The organism is Pseudoalteromonas amylolytica (assembly GCF_001854605.1).
GTDB lineage: Bacteria > Pseudomonadota > Gammaproteobacteria > Enterobacterales > Alteromonadaceae > Pseudoalteromonas > Pseudoalteromonas amylolytica.
Genome location: NZ_MKJU01000006.1, coordinates 18260 through 37124, shown reverse-complemented (window position 1 = coordinate 37124; position 18865 = coordinate 18260). Strand labels below are relative to the sequence as shown.

The following is an 18865-nucleotide window of genomic DNA, read 5'->3' as shown; positions in this document are numbered from 1 at the left end:
CAAATGTCTGCTATGACTATAAGGAATATTCTAATGATTAGACAAACCGATCACTACTTTGGCTTTATAGGCACTTTACTTGGTGGAGCGCTCATTCTTTTCTTCTTCATATTGGTGCAAGACAGTGTTTCTTCGCACTATGTAGATGCCGCAAAATTGGCTGCGGGAAACAAGACGAGTGATGCCTGGGTTGTATCCGTTGCCACTTTCGCCTCTTTTCTGGTCTGTTCGACCTTGATATTTGCGCTGGTCCGATTCGGAACAAAAGACTTCTTACAATATTTAGCTATCAAAGCCTCTTCCATGCCCGACTTGGTCAAATGGCTAGGTGTAACAGCATTGTTTCTGCTAGTTAGCCACTCAATCATGTATACCATGGGTAAACCCTTTGCGGATGACTATGCGGTATCGCTTTATACTTCAGCCGATGCGCTATGGTTGCTGTTAATCGCAGTGATCGTGATTGCGCCTCTATTTGAAGAGCTATTCTTTCGTGGTTATTTGTTCCATGGTTTTTCACGCTCATTTTTACGCCCCGCAGGTGCGGTGATCGTTACCTCTTTACTATGGGGTATGGTACATCCTCAGTACGAGTTATACCTGATTGCTATCATATTTTGTCAGGGGATCATGCTGTGTCTGGCAAGAATGCATACCAACTCAATTCTAACCTGTGTACTCATGCATGCGCTTATCAATATCACAGTGGTAGGCAAAACGATTTATTATGTAGAGTTTGTTGCTGTTTAAAAACGTCTAATCGTCATTCATGAACAACAATAATGAATAATTAGGTATGAATATATTTATACCCTTGCCGCTTAGAATATGATGCAAATGAAAAGGGCTTTCAATGAAGGCCTTTTTATTGTCTAGCTTTAATAAACATTTTTAAGCGATCGTTACAGCTTGATACTTGCGAGCATTTCTTCATCGGCTTCATCCATACCAATCTCAACAAACCCAAAACTTGCATAAAAGTCTTTTGCAACGGGGTTGTGTGGCATGTAACAAATTTCAATTTCTTTAAGGTCTTGGTATGTTCTTATCTCTCTTAAGGCAAGCTTTAAAGCCACGCGGCCAATGCCTTTTTGTTGATGGTTTTGATCTATCATAAAGCGCCAGATTGAGACTTTATGCAAAGACTCCTTAACCCACATTAAAAAGCCAACCGCTTCATTGTCTGCGTATATCGCTCTTGTGACATAACCATCGTTAAACATGGACTCAACAAGAGACCACATATTGCATGCAACCAACTCTTCCTGTTCTTTTTTAACATCGAGATCACAAACAGCTTCATAGTTATCTTTGGTTATTTCCTGAAGTGATATTTCCACCTTTATCCCTCTTTGTCAGCGCGTTAACTAAAACACAACTGATGACTATTTTGATAAGAGATATGGGTGCAGGAATGATTTTCAATATTAGGTACAGATTATTTTATTTGAGCATTAAAAAAGCCGCTTAATAGCGGCTTTCTAAGTAATTTTTCAACATTCTAAATTTTGTCTTGAATTAGAACGGAATATCATCATCAAAATCAATTGGCGGTTCCATTGGGTTAGACGCGCCACCTGATTGCGCAGGCTTAGGAGCAAAGCCACCTTGTTGCTGTGGTGCACTTTGTTGTGAAGGCTGCTGAGGTGCATAACCACCTCCTTGATGAGTATTACTCTGTTGCGAAGGTGCATAACCACTTTGTTGTGTGTGGCCTTGGCTTGGTTGCTGTTGGCTCTGAGCACCTTGTGAGTATTGTTGCTGCTGTGGCGCTTGGCTTGCGTACTGCTGCTGACCATAGTTGCTTTGCTGCTGTTGGCCACCTTGATATGGTGCGCCGCCTTGCTGCTCACCACGACCGCCTAACATTTGCATTTGACCGCCCATATCAACAACGATTTCTGTGGTATATTTTTCTTGGCCACTTTGGTCTGTCCATTTACGCGTCTGTAGACGACCTTCAATGTAGACTTGTGAACCCTTACGCAAGTATTCACCCGCAACTTCAGCTAGCTTGCCAAATAACACCACTCGGTGCCACTCGGTGCGTTCTTGCAACTGGCCTGTGTTTTTATCTTTCCAGCTGTCTGTAGTGGCAATACTGATATTCGCAACACCATTGCCGTTAGGCATATAGCGTACTTCTGGATCTTGTCCTAGATTACCAACCAAAATAACTTTGTTTACACCGCGTGCCATGGCACCCTCTCCTCACACTATTAATGCAAGCCAAGTACTTGCTTAGCTTGGTTTAAATCAAATTTTTTATCATCTATCTTCAGATAGCTGCGATTTTCTTCGCTCACGACTATCGCCTCGATCACACCTGGTAATGCGACTAGCTTATCGGCCAACACTTCCGCCTGTTGAGGCTCAGATAGGTCGGTCATTAAGCTGATTATTTTACTCTTGGGCGGGATCTGCATTCGCCATGCAATAAGTAGCCATATTACCCCAACACAGGCCACTGCCGCAAACACTCCATTGGCTTCTCCGTGCTGGGCGATGTAACCACCTAAAATTCCGCCTAAAAATGCCCCAAAAAATTGACCCGACGAAAAAATCCCCATCGCGGATCCCTTCTGAGAAGCGGGAGCAATTCGCGATACCAGTGCTGGCATCGTCGCTTCTAAAAAGTTAAATGCTACAAAATACAAAAGCATACAAACAGCAATGCCAATGACCGAATCAGCAACCAAGGTCAGGCTAAATGTGCTCAGTATGATCAATACAATCGCCGCTAAAAATGTTTCACGTTCTTTTTGCTTACGAATGGCGATTATCATCAGTGGTGCCATTAATACAAACGCTAACAGTAAAACCGGAATATATAACTGCCAATGTGCATCTGCGTTAAGGCCATCAGCTATCAACTGCCCTGGCAGTACCACAAACATCGTTGTGAGTGATAAATGCAGTAGCATAACGCCCAAGTCTAGGCGTAACAATTGTGGATGGCGACTCAGTTTGCGAATATCCACCAGTGTTGCCACAGTATCGCCTTTTGGTGCTTTGTTAATAGCACTGGGCACCACAAATAGGATGATGACAATACCACATAATGCCAGCACTGCGGTGAGCCAAAACACACCAGAAATACCAAACGCAGCTGCAACCATAGGACCTAGTAACATCGCAAAGGCAAAACTTAAACCAATACACATGCCTATGACCGCCATCACCTTTGGGCGCTGTTCGTCACGACTTAAATCGGCGGCCAAAGCAAGTAATGCGCTAGCAATCGCGCCCATGCCTTGCAAGGCTCGCCCCACGGTCACCCAATAAATCGAGTCAGCCAGCGCGGCGATAACTGAGCCTAAAGCAAATATCATCAGACCAAATATAATCACAGGCTTGCGGCCGAACTTATCAGACAACCACCCCATGGGTATTTGCAACAAAGCTTGCGTTAAACCGTATGCACCGATAGCGAGCCCAATCCACATTGGCGATACATGCTCAAGTGATTGACCATAAATAGCCAACACGGGCATCAGCATAAACAGCCCAAGCATGCGAAATGCAAACACACTGGCCAGTGACAGCGCCGCGCGTTTTTCCAGAAGATTTAAAGATTGATTAGACATAGTACTCGTTTAGTTCTGCTCAGTTTAGCGCGCCACAGTCTATCAAAAAAACTCAGTCTAACTTATATTTTTTTAAAATTTGCGCTAACTTTCCAGAACTACGCAATCGCTCAAACGCTGCTTTTAGCTGCTCTATTTGCGCTTTCGTTACGCTCTCTTTACTCACGGCAATATAAACGGGTTCGGAGTTAACCACCAACGGGGCAATTTCAATCTCAATAAAATCAGGATTATGGTCAACCTGATACATGATGTTGTACTTTTCCTCTAAAAAGCCTGAGATGCGTCCATTGCGTAGTAAATGGAGCTTGCGCTGATTATCTGGCACATAGATAAACTTATCTTCTGAATCAGCTTCTTGTGTCATCCTCTTTTCAAATGCTTCGCCATAATAGGCTCCACGCTGGATGGCCACAGGCATGCTCAGTGAAAACAGCTCTTCAAGTGACTGCACATATAACGGCCTTTTCCCATTGGTAGCAAAGACAATATTTTCCATTCGCTGAGGGCCTATAAAATAGGCAAAGCGCATCCGCTGAGCGGTTTTTGACACACTCAGCATTAAGTCAATCTCGCCGACTTCAAGCATTTTTAACGCGCGACCCCAAGGAACGCTGACAAACCGATGGCTGCAACCCATTTCTTCGAGCAAACTTTTGGCAAAGTCTACATCCAAGCCATGCCAACGTAATTGTGCATCTTGTTGCGATTGCGCAGAGTAGTTTTCAAAACGCACGATGAATTCACAATGCGAAGTGCTGGCATTGAGTACACAAGAAAGTAATAACAGTGAGAGGCCGATACATGGCCCTATCAGACGCACAAAACTAATCGCTCTAATGTTGATCCCTCCCCCCAGTGTAGAACGTTTAGCAAAGATAAGTTAATTTTTGGCAAAGTATGCGATACTGTTGCGCTAACAATCGTTGCCACTCAACTCTGTAATTAGGTCAAAATGGATAAAATAGAAGTCAGAGGCGCTCGAACGCACAATTTAAAAGATATTTCGCTCACCATTCCACGCGATAAACTCATCGTTATCACTGGATTATCGGGCTCGGGGAAATCTTCACTGGCATTTGATACGCTTTATGCTGAAGGCCAAAGACGTTATGTTGAATCGCTTTCGGCTTACGCACGCCAGTTCTTATCACTGATGGAAAAACCCGATGTGGATCACATTGAGGGTCTATCACCTGCAATTTCTATTGAGCAAAAATCGACCTCTCATAACCCACGTTCAACGGTGGGCACCATTACTGAGATCTACGACTATTTGCGCCTTCTTTTTGCCAGAGTGGGTGAGCCACGATGCCCAACCCACGATTTACCGTTGGCGGCACAAACCATCAGTCAAATGGTCGACTCTGTATTGGAACAGCCTCCGGGCAGCAAACTGATGCTATTGGCTCCTGTTGTTAAAAACCGCAAAGGTGAACATGTAAAGTTACTTGAGCAACTGGCCAGTCAAGGTTACATCCGAGCACGTATTGATGGTGAAGTATGTGACCTATCAGATCCGCCAACCTTGGAGCTACATAAAAAGCACACGATAGAAGTGGTGGTTGATCGCTTTAAAGTGAAAGATGGTCTGCAGCAACGTTTAGCTGAATCATTTGAGACTGCACTAGAGCTGTCTTCGGGTATTGCGGTGGTTGCCAATATGGACGAGCCAAATGCTGAAGAAATGATTTTTTCAGCCAATTTTGCCTGTCCTACCTGTGGCTATGCCATGACCGAGTTAGAGCCGAGACTGTTTTCATTTAACAACCCCGCTGGTGCTTGCCAAAGCTGTGATGGTTTAGGAGTACGTCAGTATTTCGATCCACAACGTGTGGTACAAAACCCTGAGTTAAGCCTGAGCGGTGGCGCGATTAAAGGTTGGGACAAACGCAGTTTTTATTACTTTCAAATGTTACAAGCGGTGGCTGAGCATTACGGCTTTGACTTAGAAGTGCCCTTTCAAGCTTTACCGAGCGATGCGCAAAAAGTTATTTTAGAAGGCTCAGGTAAAACAAAAATCGCGTTCAACTACCGTAACGATCGTGGCGACTTGATCACCCGCAATCATGAGTTTGAAGGTGTACTCAATAATATGAATCGTCGATACAGAGAAACGGAATCAAGCTCTGTGCGAGAAGAATTGAGTAAGTATCAAACCAGTCAGGCCTGTCCAAGCTGTCATGGTTCTCGTTTGCGCGAAGAAGCCCGTAATGTGTTCATTGGACAAACCACATTGCCTCAAGTGACCACCATGAGCATTGGCGCGGCGATGGAGTTTTTTGAGTCACTGACCTTACAGGGGCAAAAAGCGCAAATTGCTGAGAAGATCCTCAAAGAAATCCGTGATCGTCTGTCATTTTTAATCAATGTCGGGCTCAATTACCTGTCATTGGAGCGCAGCGCCGACACGCTTTCGGGTGGTGAAGCCCAGCGGATCCGCCTAGCCAGTCAAATTGGAGCTGGTTTAGTTGGGGTCATGTATGTCCTAGATGAGCCTTCAATAGGCCTACACCAAAGAGATAATGACCGCCTACTGAGCACACTAACGCATCTGCGCGATTTAGGTAACACTGTGATTGTGGTAGAGCATGATGAAGATGCGATTCGTGCGGCGGACCACATCATCGATATAGGCCCCGGAGCGGGTGTTCATGGCGGGCATGTGGTGGCACAAGGCTCTCGTGACGATATTATCAACAACCCCAAATCTCTGACAGGTCAATACCTCAGCGGCGCTAAATCGATTGCCGTTCCCGCACAACGTCACCAATGCAATGACAAGTGGCTGGAACTCATTGGTGCAACGGGCAACAATCTAAAAAGCGTCGACTTGCGCATTCCTTTTGGGTTGATGACGTGTATCACAGGTGTATCAGGTTCAGGTAAATCCACGCTTATCAACGACACCCTGTTTAAACTTGCACACAGCGAACTCAATGGCGCAACGACAGCCGAGGCGGCACCATACAAAGCAATTACGGGCCTAGATCACTTCGATAAGGTGATCGACATTGATCAAAGCCCAATTGGTCGTACCCCCCGCTCTAATCCAGCCACTTACACCGGTATTTTCACCGCAATTCGAGAGTTGTTTGCTGGCACACAAGAAGCGCGTTCTCGGGGTTACAAAGTGGGCCGCTTTAGTTTCAACGTAAAAGGCGGGCGCTGTGAGGCATGCCAAGGTGATGGCGTTATCAAAGTAGAGATGCACTTCTTACCGGATGTTTATGTACCTTGTGATATTTGTGCGGGCAAGCGCTACAACCGAGAAACTTTGGAAGTGTTGTACAAGGGTAAGAATATCCATGAAGTACTTGAAATGACTGTAGAAGATGCCCAGCAGTTTTTCGATAAAATTCCTGCAATAAACCGTAAGCTCACCACTTTGATGGATGTGGGCTTGTCATATATTCGTCTTGGTCAGGCTGCAACAACCTTATCCGGTGGTGAAGCCCAGCGCGTAAAACTTGCCAGAGAGCTATCAAAACGAGATACGGGTAAAACCCTGTATATTCTTGATGAGCCAACCACAGGTTTACACTTCCACGACATTCAACAGTTACTGGTGGTACTGCACCGACTGCGCGATCATGGCAACACCGTGGTGGTGATTGAGCACAATCTAGATGTGATCAAAACTGCAGACTGGATTGTTGACTTAGGCCCTGAAGGGGGGGCTGGCGGTGGTCAAATCTTGATTGCTGGCACACCAGAGCAAGTTGCTGAATGTGCACAATCTCATACAGGAAAATACCTAAAACCTTTACTTTAATAGCCAAAGGAATGTAGTTTAACTACATTCCTTCACTACCCAACCACGACAATGCAACAGTTACCCTACTTCATGCCTATCAAGGATAGATTGCGACACTATCAAGCACGCCTGTCGGGCTTTTGGACTTCCTTAAACTTAGCTCAGCGCTGTTACTTGCTCGCGATTATCGTCAGTTTTGTCTACCTCTGGGACGATGCACAAAGCCACGGCTTAATGGTAGGGATCACTGCATTGGTGTTAGTGGCCATGTTGAGTGAATTTTGGCCTAAATTTATTCAGATTTGGGATAGTTTACCGGGCAAAGCGGTAATCTTGTTATTTTATGGTTTTGTCGCCAACTATGCGTTGGTGCAAGCGTCCGGTTTAGTCAACGATATCACTGGAGTAAGTGCTGATCACCTGCCCTACACCCATAACTTTGCAGTGTTATTGTCGGTTCCCATTTGGTTTGTGATCACCAGCCTTGTGGTGCTGCTGCTAATCCAATTTTCGATACCTGTCTATATTCTGCTGCTGATGTTGTTGCGGCCCTTTGGCCTACACAGTATTTGGCACCCACCGGGTTATCGCTTTGGGATCATCACCGGCTTTATACGTTTTGGTGCTGGGCTATTTTTGTTGATACAACTTACGCTACTAACCACCTATACCGGTGTTCTGTATGGCGTTAGCCAAACTGTGACCAACATAGTGGGCGACATAGAAACAGACTTAACCATAAACGTCATCAAGTCTTCAGACGAGGAAATCGCTGCGGCCATTAAAGAAAAGCCTGAGCTCGAAAGTACCCTTTCCGAGCTAGATGAAGCCAAAGCTATCATTGATCAGCAGGCTAGTAGCTACGAGAAAAAGGTAAAACGGATCTTAGCCAACTTTATCTTCGACAATGAAGCCGATGCTCGCTCTCGCTGTGAGCACAGCGAACATAGCCGGGTGATAGAGTTAAATGACTATGAAATTTTAGAAATTGAAAAGATCACCACGGCTGATAAAACAAGTTACCGCTATCAGGTTAAACCATGTATTTCAGCCGCGATAGGTCATCAATTTAAAGTCAATGCTATCAAACCATAAACGTCGTTAGCTGATCACGCTCTTGCTGTGACAACGATTGAGCGCATTTAGCTGAAAAATCATACCGAACCATGACAGTTTTACCCTCGGCGCAACACTCACCGTGTTGCCACGCCTGCTGTACAATTACAAAAGAGCTATTACCAATATGCTCTATGGCCGTTTTAATCTCCACCTGTTGGCCATAAAACAACTCCCCTTTAAATACCACCTCAACCTTAGCTACAATCAACTTCCATTGATGTGGATTAAGATCTGGGGTGAATATTTTAAAAATAGGCACTCTGGCGGCTTCAAACCACACAGGGAGTACGGTATTGTTTATATGACCAAGCACGTCGGTTTCGCTAAATCGCGGCATCAGCTTTTCAGACAACATAATAATTCCAATAACTGTAGGTAAAATAATGACAGATTTTATAGGCGTTTATGACAACGCGCTAAGCGGTGAGTTTTGTGATCAGTTTATTAATCTTTTTGAACAAAGCCCACACTTAAAACAAGGCACTACATCGGGTGGTATCGACCTTAGCAAAAAAGTGAGTCAAGATCTGTATTTGAATTCTCACCCAGAATACGCTCAGCATCTACAGCACATACAACAAGTCACCGCACAACATGTCTTTAAATATATTGAAGAGCATTTATTTATGATAATCGGTGCGTTTGGTCTGAAAGTTTATCACCCAAAAACGGGAGAACCCGTTGATGTGACGTTCGACAACTTTGCAGAAGTGGGCAAACCCCAACTACCCGTTTTAGTGCAGCAGCTGTTTCGTCTTGGTAATATCCAAGCCCAAAAATATGAAGTCAACAAGGGCGGCTACCCGTATTGGCATAGCGAAGTGTACCCTCAACAAGGTCACAACGAAGCCCTCCACCGCGTATTGCTATTTATGTTCTATCTAAATGACGTCACCGAAGGCGGAGAAACCGAGTTTTATTACCAACAGAAAAAAATAGCACCGAAAAAAGGCACTATGGTGATCGCTCCCGGTTACTTCACGCATACCCACAGAGGTAACAAACCGCTATCGAACGACAAATATATTCTTACTTCTTGGGTGTTGTTTAATCGTGCTGAGCAAATATACGGCACACCTAAGTGATACGTCTATGGGCATGGTATCTAAGCGCGGTGAATAAACTGATTCCATGCCTCTAATAACGCAATAAAGTCTTCATAGCCACAACCACTCAGTAGGCCGTGTTCATCAAGTTCCAGTGCATCATCAGCATAATGACTTAAATCGTCAGCTTGGTGAAACAAAGCGTGTGCTTCAAATAGTGCTTCATCGGCAGACAAAGTAAAACGTATTTCCTTTCCTTCTTTGACAATCACGGGGCTATCTTTGTGCATAGCTTTAGCGTCAGCAACAAGCTGCATTACCTCATCATAGGGTAACTCTTCACTTAACCAACGACCCACCAGCATATGCTCATCGCTGATTTTCACTCTAAACCCGGTGATCGGATCGCGAATAAACTGGTACTCCAAAATTCACTCTCAACTCTTACTCGATAATCTGTGCGCTATTATACTCAGTAGGCCTTGTGGCGCACCATGCAAACCGAGATAATAGCGCCCTATTTTATTTTCGGACTGGCTATGAGCGCATTTGTAATTCTTTTCCCAATCATTTTTGTCGTCCTAGTGGGTTATAGCTGCGCAAAGTTCAAGGTTTTTAGTACGGCCACACTTGATGGCTTGAGATTGTTTATCTTCAACTTGATCATCCCTGTTTTTCTGTTCTTAAACATGTATCAAGCAGATCTCAGTCAGGCGTTATCATTACGTGTGATAGCCAGCTTCTATCTGCCAGTACTGCTCGTCTATTTATTAAGTTGCGGAATATTTAAATATGTCATGCTGATAGAGCGCGGTGATAGCGCGACGTTATCATTAGCGTGTACTTACTCAAATACCGTGTTGGTTGGTCTACCTATTATTATTGCCAGTTTGGGTGCTGAGTATGGCGCGATGGTCTTTATGATCATTACCTTCCATAGTGCTTTATTGTTCAGCTGTACTTTTGCCTTTGCTGCTAACCTGCACGGGCGTGTACGCGATGCACTCAACCCCTTACTGCTCAACCCCATCGTGATTAGCATCAGTTTAGGGCTACTATGTAATTTGGTTGGCTTAGTCATTCCAAGTGTGGTGCAAGAAGGGCTCTCGCTACTTTGCGAGCCAGCCATTGCCGGTGCCTTATTTGCGCTTGGCGCAAGTTTAAACAATTACTCTATTCGGGGCGCGTGGCAAAAAGCACTGCTGGTAAGCCTCATAAAGCTGATCGTTTTACCTTTCGTAGTGTATATCACCGCTCGGTGGGGAATGGCGCTCCCCCACAAACAGGTTGCCGTGCTCACACTTATGAGTGCTTCACCATTGGGTGTTAATGCCTATCTGGTTGCACGCCAACTGCAACGCCAGCAAAGCGTACTTGCTAGTAGCGTGGTCTTATCAACGATGTTAAGCGTGCTAACGCTTGGAGCTTGGCTAACGGCGCTCATACCCTGAGTAGTTGGTATATTTAGCAGCATCTATAATAGCCCATAAGTGCACGACTGCGCCGATCACTGGTGGAACAACTAAGAACCATAGTGCATAGCCGCCAAACACCACGATTGCAAAAATCAGCGCCGCGATAATACGCCCTTGTACCAGCTGGCCTAATCCTGGGAAAAATATATTACAAATTGCTGCGATCACATTACCGCCTGAACCTTGTGCTGCCATGGCATCCTCTCTGTTAATTACTAAATGTATAAATTATATTTCTAACTATAGAATACACGTATCATGCCAAGTAGAATAATCTAATAGAATCAATAGGTAAAAGCATTACACTGTTTAGTCTATATCATAAACTTAGCCTAAAAGACTAACTTTTAGCATAAATGTTAGCTATCATTGAGCAAAAAATAATATCAGGATGATCTATGCTCTACCGTGTTACACGTCCCATTAGCAACCTTGTAGAACGTTATTTACCCGATCCTTTTGTGTTTGTTCTTATGCTCACCCTTATCGTACTTGCTTTAGCAAGTATCGTCACGCCCTTCTCACCAACTCAAGTTGTTGAAGCGTGGGGACAAGGGTTCTGGCGTTTGCTTACTTTTGCTATGCAAATGCTGCTTATCTTAATTTGCGGTTACATGCTGGCAAGCACACCTGTGTGTATCAATGCACTAAACAGACTGGCAACCTTGGCTAAAACCCCTGTAGTTGCAATTTTGATGGTCACGCTAGTCGCCATGTTAGCCAGTTGGATCAATTGGGGTTTTGGGTTAGTCATTGGTGCACTATTTGCCAAAGCGCTCGCTCGTCAAGTTAAGGTCGACTATCGAATTTTAGTGGCGAGTGCGTATTCGGGGTTTATTGTCTGGCACGGAGGGTTATCGGGCTCCGTGCCACTAACCATCGCCAGCGAGGGGCACTTTTCACAAACCAATATCGGTGTAATAAGCACATCGAGCACATTGTTTTCATCTTTTAACCTAGCAATTCTCGGTGCGTTGCTTATTTTGCTGCCTATTCTTAACGCATTGCTACTGCCTCCCAAAGAGCAACAGGTACTAATAGATCAAAGCAAACTAATGGATTCTTCAGCGCCTCAATCAAGTCAATCAGAAGACTTAACGCCTGCTCAAAAGCTTGAGCACAATAAGCTGCTTGGCACACTAATTGGTGCGCTTGGCTGCACTTATTTGCTCTATTACTTCGCCGTTCAAGGGGGGACGCTCAACTTAAACAGTGTGATTGCTATCTTTTTATTTTTAGCCATTCTATTACATCAAACACCTGAGCGACTGTTAACGAGTTTGAACAGTGCAATTTCTGGCGGCGCAGGTATTGTTATTCAGTTTCCATTTTATGCGGGAATTATGGCTGTGATGGTTGAGTCTGGGTTAGCTCAGCAGATATCATCTGCATTTGTGTCTATCAGCAGTGCTGAGAGTTTGCCGTTTTGGAGCTTTCTAAGTGCCGGCATTGTGAATATCTTTGTGCCCTCTGGCGGTGGTCAGTGGGCCGTACAGGCTCCAATCGTCCTACCTGCAGCACAAATGCTGGAAGCTGATGTTGCGAGAGTCGCGATGGCTGTTGCTTGGGGAGACGCTTGGACCAACCTTATCCAACCGTTTTGGGCGCTACCCGTACTTGCAATCGCAGGACTTAAAGCAAGAGACATTATGGGGTTTTGTTTGATCCAGCTGATTTTCAGTGGGGTGATCATCGCTGCTATGCTGACCTGGGCATAGCAGCAACCATGGTTATTTAGCTCGATAGCACTTTCATTGGCAGGCTGAGAATAGCACTTTCTGAGTCTGCAAAATGCATCATCACAGCAACATGACCTGCAACCACCAGCACATACATCACCGCCGAAAATATCTGCCCATATCTATCTAGTGGTAATAAATGAGAAGCGTGACGAGCGCGCCATTCAAACAGAATTTCGAGACTGCCGATAAGAAGAAAGAACACCAGTAACATCAGACCAAATACGTAGCTAATCCATAGCCCAAATGCAACACCTCCCATGCAAGCCAACAAACCTATCCACGACCGCATCGAGAAGCTGATACTTTTTAAAACATGTCCCCCATCAAGTGGAAGAATTGGCAACAAGTTGAATAAGTTCAGCAAAGCACTAAGCACAGCGACACCAGCAAAAATCTCCATCTCCGTCACATAATACAGTACCACCCCTAACACCGAAGTGAGCAGCCCAAATGCGGGCCCCATCAATGAGATCACGACATCTTGCCAACGCGTTGTGATTTTATCATCGCTGACCGCCAATCCACCAACAAAGGGGATCAGGTAAATACCTTTTGTTTTTATTTTAAAATATTGCATCGCCCTAACATGGCCATATTCATGCACGACCAAACATGCCACCAGCATCAACGCAAATTGCCAAGAAAACAACCAAGCATAGCCCGCTACCGAGGCCCCAGCCAACGCAGCCTTCACGACCTTTGCACTTTTAAACACTTTAAATCCAAGTGCGGCTAAGCCTACCAAGCTTCTCTTGTTATCACTAACTGCCTCTGGTAGTGCGAGCCATTGCCAGCTTGAACCATCCAGCGAAATTCCCAGTTGCTGTTCCGACAATTTGGCAATATCAAACTGCACAACACCATGCTCATAGGCGCACTGCATAACATCTTCAGCTTGCGGTTCGACAACCAAAGCCTGTTGCCCACAAAATACTTGAAGTAGCTCCTTGCCCCTAATAAGCACCGAAAATATCTGTCCTGATGCGGTAAATTCAATTCTCGTCATAATTTATTAGTTTGCTGTTTTTTGACATTATCCCAGCTCCCCGCTTCAGTGACAAACAATACATTTACTTATCTGATATCTACATTTTTTTACAGCCTGTACTAAACTCAGAAGATAGTGCGGGTAAAATAAAGGATCTGTAGTATGAGTACGACAGCAAGTCAGGTAATGGTTGTTGATGACTCTCAAGCCATTCTTATGGTGATGAAAGCCATGTTAACTGAATTGGGAATTCAGGAGATAACCACTTGTATTAGTGCTAGCCAGGCCCTTGAAAAAATAGCTCAAGCCCCCCGTCGCTACGATGCTGTTTTTACCGATTTAAACATGCCAGAAATGGATGGTATGGAGCTTATTCGCCAACTCGGAGAAATAAAGTACCCAGGTGGGGTGGTCATCATTTCAGATATGGACCCAAAAATCATTGATCTTGCCTCCAACTTGGCGCGGCAATCCAACGCTCATTTGATAGGCAACATCGCAAAGCCGGTCCAATTGAAAGAAGTTGATAGGCTGCTTAAAAAGCTTGAGTCCTTTATCGCCCCCGAAAAACGCCACATTGAACCCATCTCACAATCAGAATTACTTCACGCAATCAGTCATCGGGAAATTACACCGTTTTATCAACCAAAGGTTAACCGTGCCAACAAGTCGATTGATAGTGTTGAAGTGCTAGCAAGAATTGTCACGCCGAACCGTACACATACGATTTTACCAGAGCAATTTATTACGCTGGCTGAAGATTTAGATCTCATCAATTTGATTACTTTCCAGCTATTTGAAAAGGCAACAGAAGAATTTCGAGAGATAAGAGCTGAGCTACCTCACAAAGTGTCATTGGCTTTCAATCTATCGCCTGTACAACTGGACGATTTAAACTGCCCCAACAAGCTCGCACTGATATTAGAATTAAGCCGTCTTAAACCCGAGGATGTTATTCTAGAAATTACCGAGCATGCTCCTTTGAACAGCAGTGTGCAGTTAGAAACACTCAACCGCTTAAGAATGCGCGGGTTTGCAATTTCTCTAGATGACTTTGGCACAGGTTTCACCAATATACATCAGCTCAAAACGCTACCTTTTACAGAGATAAAAATAGATCGTTCGCTTATCACACACATAGATTCGGATCGCTTCTCACAGGTTATTGTCGATAGCTTGATAGATATCGCACAAAACGAACAAATCGGGATTGTTGCAGAGGGAATCGAGCGTATTGAGGAGCTACAATATTTGGACAGATACAAACATAACCTGCTGATGCAGGGGTTTCTAATTAGTCGCCCCAAAGCCAAAGCTGAGTTTGTTCGCTGGATCCACTCTTGGTTGCGAATGATGAACTCTAACTCTTAACGTTCTTCCACATCTGTTTCGATCAAATGGCTGTGGGCATCAACACGCTCCCGCCATTTTTTCTTCGCTGCTTGCTGCATGTTGGTTGATTGCTCTCGTTCGTCAATGATGTCCATTCCCATCAATGATTCCAGCATATCTTCCAACGTCACAATACCTTGCACATCACCATATTCATCAATGACCAAAGCGATATGAATACGCTTTTCTAATAGAGTTTGAAATAATGAGGGGGCGTTCAGAGTTTCTGGTACCGTATACAGCGGCTTAACCAACTTACCTATTTTATAATCTTCTCCAAGCCTATGATAGGCAAGCATAATATCATTTTTGTGCACGAAACCGATGATATCGTCACCGTTTTTATCAAATATCAGGATCCGTGAGAATGGTACAGAGCCATGTTCAGACAAGTATTCATTCACGGTAATATCTTTGTGAACCTTAAATAACACGGTACGAGGCGTCATAACATGCTCTATTTTGGCATGCCTGAAACGTAACAAACTGCGAATTGTTTCTGTTTCCTCTTGCTGTAGTGCCCCTGCTTCTGAACCAATCTCTGCCATAGCTTCAATTTCTTGTCTTATATAGTGCGCTTCACTTTCTTTTTTGCCAATAGTACGGGTCAAAATATCCGACAACCACACGAATGGCTTAAGTACTTTAACTAACCAGACTAAAGATTGCGTTACAATAGGCGTTAAGCCGCGCCAATAGGTGGCTCCCAAGGTTTTAGGAATGATTTCAGACAAGACCAACACCAATAAAGTCATCACAGCTGAAGCGATACCTACTGCAGCATCAGAAAAAACAACTGCAGCCTGTGCACCAACACCGGCAGCACCCGCCGTGTGAGCAACCGTATTTAGCGTTAAAATCGCAGCTAATGGTTTATCAATGTTATCTTTTAGTTGTTGGACTTTATTGGCCAGCACAGGTTTGTCTTTCTTTAAGATCGCAATATAGCTTGGCGTAATGCTCAACAAAACTGCCTCCATTACCGAACATAAAAACGAAATGGAAATCGCTAACAACATGTAAGTGATCAATAAAAACAACCTAAACTCCTTAATTTGCCAATAGCTTTTTGCTAATCGCAACTTTGCTGGCGTAACTGATATATATGCTATATTGGGGCAAATTCTTTACCTACAATAGGCGCATATATGATTTTACGAACAGCGGCCACTTTACTCTTTTCCTCGATTGCTTTGCAACTGAGTGCTGCTCAGTTGGATGAAGAGAAAATTCAGTTCTTAGGCCCCCTTACTACTTACAATAGCATAAAGCCAAATAACACAGCCCACCAAAGTAAAATTATTCAAACCTTGTTGCCCAGCTTGCAATCCCGCTCGACTTCTTTATCTGTATTTGGCACTCAGCTCAAATGGCAAAAAATGAGTGATATCAAAGCACTGACTATGGAAGGTATACAAGCTTTAAAATTCCAGTTTAGTACAAAGCGCTTTACACAAGGCAAACTTGTTCTAACCGGTATCAAAACCGCTCATGTTTATTTAAACGCAGAACTACAAACAGGTAAAAATGAATACGACATACAGGTGCCAACGGGTGATCACCAAGTTATCATAATTGCCGAGCAAGTGGACAACTGGAATGAAGTAAAAATTGACTACACTCCAAAAGCCGAACACGATCAAATCGTTCTAACAAATAAAGAACAGCACGCACTCTCTGCTAAGCAGCTTTTTGATGCACCAACTATCACGGCAATTTCTCAGTCTCCCAATGGTCAATACTATCTCACTACCTCGCGCCACTATGCTGATAATACGGGGAATACTCCACAAACAGAAACACTTCTCAAAAATGAAGAGAGTAAAATTCTATATAGATTCAACGGAGTAAATGCAAGTAGCGTTGCATGGCGAGCTGACTCTCAACAGTTGGCCTTTGTACAAGACCAAAAAGTAATGCTCTTGAATATGAAGGACTTTAGCACTCAGGTCATTGCACAGAACTTGGATGGCGCCAGTGGCTTTGATTATTTTGATGATAATACCTTGATATTTTCTTGGTCTAAGAGTGAAGAAAGCGCACATAAGCTAGTTAAACATTATCGTGGCTTAGAAGATAGATGGTCTTATGCTCGTGCCAATAGTCAGATCTTTCTATTGGACTTGAATTCAGGCCTTATCAACGCACTGACAGAAGGTAAATTGAGTCACCAGCTTGAAGACTATAACGCACAACGAAACACCATTCTAGTTAGCCGTAACCCGCAAGACTACAACGCACCTCCACATATGCTCACAGAATTACTAGAAGTTCATTTAAGTGATTCAAAGCAAACCTTGTTAGGAAAATACCGTACATTCCGCACAGCTAAATACGCAAAAGATGGTATCTACTTAGTCGCTGGGCCAGATTTTTCTCAAGGTTTAGGACGTACCATCCCAAAAGATATGCTTGCCAATAACTATGATGGCCAGCTATATAAGATGGACTTTAATGGTAAGAATCACGAAGCATTTAGCAAGCAATTTAATCCATCGATTAGCGCTATTGATGTGTTAAAAAACAACGATGTTGTCCTTAAAGTCATTGACGAAGACAAGCAGCAACTATATTTGTTTGATGAAAGTAAATCCCGCTTCAGCAACATTGAATCAGGCTTGGACGTCGTGGAAAACTTTACCACTACTAGCCACTCAAAACATCATGAAATACTTGTGACAGGTACTCAGGCTAGCACCCCTCAACAACTCAAGCGCATCACGCTTAAAAATAACCGTGCTGAGTTACTTTGGGACTCTAAAGACATCGCCTATCAATATAGCGATGTTGCTACGTTAGACGAATTCAACTTCACCAATCAATCAGGTGTACAAATCAAAGGGCGCGTGTATTTACCACACGATCTAGATAAATCCAAAAAGTATCCAGCGCTGGTTTATTACTACGGTGGTACATCTCCTGTGTCTAGAGCTTTTACAGGGCGCTACCCATTCAACCTTTGGGCGGCACATGGATATGTTGTCTACGTATTGCAACCAACTGGCGCGACTGGGTTTGGACAAACATTTTCAGCTGAGCATGTGAACGCTTGGGGTGAACATACTGCACAAGACATCATTGATGGAACTAAAGCATTTACACAGGCTTACCCATTTGTCGACCCAGCTCGAATTGGTAACCTTGGTGCATCGTATGGTGGCTTTATGACCATGCTACTCGCTACGAAAACAGATATGTTCAGTGCTTCCATTGCACACGCAGGAATCTCAAACATTACTTCATATTGGGGTCAAGGTTGGTGGGGGTATTTGTATTCTGGAGAAGCCTCTAAAAACAGCTTCCCTTGGAATAATCCAACTTTGTACTCTCAACACAGCCCCGTATTTCACGCAGATAAAGTTACGACACCTATACTACTGCTGCATGGGGACGCTGACACCAACGTACCACCGGGTGAGAGCCATAATATGTATACCGCGCTAAAGCTATTAGGTAAAGATGTAGAGCTAATCGAGTATAAAGGTGCTGACCATCAAATTTTTGCCAGAGATCGAAGATTTCATTGGTGGAATACTATGCTTGCTTATTTCGACATGCATTTGAAAGATGAACCTCAGTGGTGGCAATTTATTTACCAAAAATAATTTAACCGCAGGAAGTGGTACTAATCACTTCCTGCGTCAAACACTACATTCCTAAAATAATTCCATATTATTCGTATACCTAAGCACTGAATATCATTTTGAAAGTTTTACAATTACACCCTTGCGTGATTTTGATACTTTTTATTGCAAAAAA

17 protein-coding genes are annotated in these 18865 nt (G+C 43.9%); 8 read left to right on the top strand and 9 right to left on the bottom strand.

All coding sequences use genetic code 11. From position 1 onward, the window contains the following. The first annotated feature begins 33 nt into the window (after positions 1-33). On the top strand, positions 34-750 hold the full coding sequence (locus BET10_RS01885) for a CPBP family intramembrane glutamic endopeptidase (RefSeq protein WP_070983132.1): 717 nt from the start codon (positions 34-36) through the stop codon (positions 748-750). Positions 751-902: 152 nt separating this feature from the next. Here the strand turns inward: BET10_RS01885 and BET10_RS01880 are convergent, their stop codons facing one another. The 4 genes from BET10_RS01880 to BET10_RS01865 all read right to left on the bottom strand — a co-directional run bounded on the left by BET10_RS01880 (position 903) and on the right by BET10_RS01865 (position 4410). Further along, positions 903-1340 carry a GNAT family N-acetyltransferase gene (locus tag BET10_RS01880; RefSeq protein WP_070983131.1) on the bottom strand — a complete coding sequence of 146 codons (438 nt, stop codon included), beginning with the start codon at positions 1338-1340 and terminating at the stop codon, positions 903-905. A gap of 178 nt (positions 1341-1518) precedes the next feature. Then, complete coding sequence (gene ssb, locus BET10_RS01875; RefSeq protein ID WP_070983130.1) at positions 1519-2199, bottom strand: single-stranded DNA-binding protein; 681 nt, start codon at positions 2197-2199, stop codon at positions 1519-1521. A gap of 20 nt (positions 2200-2219) precedes the next feature. Beyond that, entirely contained in the window at positions 2220-3587 is a 1368-nt protein-coding gene (locus BET10_RS01870; protein WP_070983129.1) for an MFS transporter, read from the bottom strand. Between the two features lie 52 nt (positions 3588-3639). After that, positions 3640-4410, bottom strand: coding sequence for a substrate-binding periplasmic protein (locus tag BET10_RS01865; RefSeq protein ID WP_240503622.1), 771 nt, complete (start codon positions 4408-4410; stop codon positions 3640-3642). 132 nt (positions 4411-4542) lie between these two features. Between BET10_RS01865 and uvrA the strand changes: the two genes are divergently transcribed. Together uvrA and BET10_RS01855 are read left to right on the top strand one after the other, a co-directional pair. Beyond that, the gene (uvrA, locus tag BET10_RS01860) at positions 4543-7362 is read left to right on the top strand and encodes an excinuclease ABC subunit UvrA (protein WP_070983128.1); all 2820 of its coding nucleotides are present in this window, start codon (positions 4543-4545) and stop codon (positions 7360-7362) included. Positions 7363-7413: 51 nt separating this feature from the next. Then, positions 7414-8439, top strand: coding sequence for a hypothetical protein (locus BET10_RS01855; protein WP_070983127.1), 1026 nt, complete (start codon positions 7414-7416; stop codon positions 8437-8439). Here the strand turns inward: BET10_RS01855 and BET10_RS01850 are convergent. Then, complete coding sequence (locus tag BET10_RS01850) at positions 8429-8818, bottom strand: acyl-CoA thioesterase (RefSeq protein ID WP_070983126.1); 390 nt, start codon at positions 8816-8818, stop codon at positions 8429-8431. The two genes, BET10_RS01855 and BET10_RS01850, sit on opposite strands and share 11 nt — an antisense overlap. 28 nt (positions 8819-8846) lie before the next feature. On the opposite strand from BET10_RS01850, the gene BET10_RS01845 reads away from it, so the two are divergent. Beyond that, positions 8847-9548, top strand: coding sequence for a 2OG-Fe(II) oxygenase (locus tag BET10_RS01845; protein ID WP_070983125.1), 702 nt, complete (start codon positions 8847-8849; stop codon positions 9546-9548). A gap of 20 nt (positions 9549-9568) precedes the next feature. Here BET10_RS01845 and BET10_RS01840 read toward each other — a convergent pair whose 3' ends face one another. Continuing rightward, positions 9569-9937, bottom strand: a complete 369-nt coding sequence (locus BET10_RS01840) for a YacL family protein (protein ID WP_070983124.1) — start codon at positions 9935-9937, stop codon at positions 9569-9571. A 111-nt stretch (positions 9938-10048) separates the two neighbouring features. Here BET10_RS01840 and BET10_RS01835 point away from each other — a divergent pair, with 111 nt between their 5' ends. Next, entirely contained in the window at positions 10049-10960 is a 912-nt protein-coding gene (locus BET10_RS01835) for an AEC family transporter (RefSeq protein ID WP_070983416.1), read from the top strand. On the opposite strand, the gene BET10_RS01830 is transcribed toward BET10_RS01835, so the two are convergent. Continuing rightward, positions 10940-11179, bottom strand: a complete 240-nt coding sequence (locus BET10_RS01830; RefSeq protein WP_070983123.1) for a hypothetical protein — start codon at positions 11177-11179, stop codon at positions 10940-10942. The two genes, BET10_RS01835 and BET10_RS01830, sit on opposite strands and share 21 nt — an antisense overlap. Before the next feature lie 203 nt (positions 11180-11382). Here BET10_RS01830 and BET10_RS01825 point away from each other — a divergent pair, with 203 nt between their 5' ends. Continuing rightward, complete coding sequence (locus BET10_RS01825) at positions 11383-12702, top strand: short-chain fatty acid transporter (protein ID WP_070983122.1); 1320 nt, start codon at positions 11383-11385, stop codon at positions 12700-12702. 16 nt (positions 12703-12718) lie between these two features. Here the strand turns inward: BET10_RS01825 and BET10_RS01820 are convergent, their stop codons facing one another. Further along, positions 12719-13732 carry a site-2 protease family protein gene (locus BET10_RS01820; protein ID WP_070983121.1) on the bottom strand — a complete coding sequence of 338 codons (1014 nt, stop codon included), beginning with the start codon at positions 13730-13732 and terminating at the stop codon, positions 12719-12721. A gap of 144 nt (positions 13733-13876) precedes the next feature. On the opposite strand from BET10_RS01820, the gene BET10_RS01815 reads away from it, so the two are divergent. Next, positions 13877-15085 carry an EAL domain-containing response regulator gene (locus BET10_RS01815; protein ID WP_070983120.1) on the top strand — a complete coding sequence of 403 codons (1209 nt, stop codon included), beginning with the start codon at positions 13877-13879 and terminating at the stop codon, positions 15083-15085. Here BET10_RS01815 and BET10_RS01810 read toward each other — a convergent pair. After that, positions 15082-16146 carry a CNNM domain-containing protein gene (locus tag BET10_RS01810; RefSeq protein ID WP_070983119.1) on the bottom strand — a complete coding sequence of 355 codons (1065 nt, stop codon included), beginning with the start codon at positions 16144-16146 and terminating at the stop codon, positions 15082-15084. The two genes, BET10_RS01815 and BET10_RS01810, sit on opposite strands and share 4 nt — an antisense overlap. A gap of 108 nt (positions 16147-16254) precedes the next feature. Between BET10_RS01810 and BET10_RS01805 the strand changes: the two genes are divergently transcribed. Further along, the gene (locus BET10_RS01805) at positions 16255-18711 is read left to right on the top strand and encodes an alpha/beta hydrolase family protein (protein WP_070983118.1); all 2457 of its coding nucleotides are present in this window, start codon (positions 16255-16257) and stop codon (positions 18709-18711) included. Positions 18712-18865: the final 154 nt, after the last annotated feature.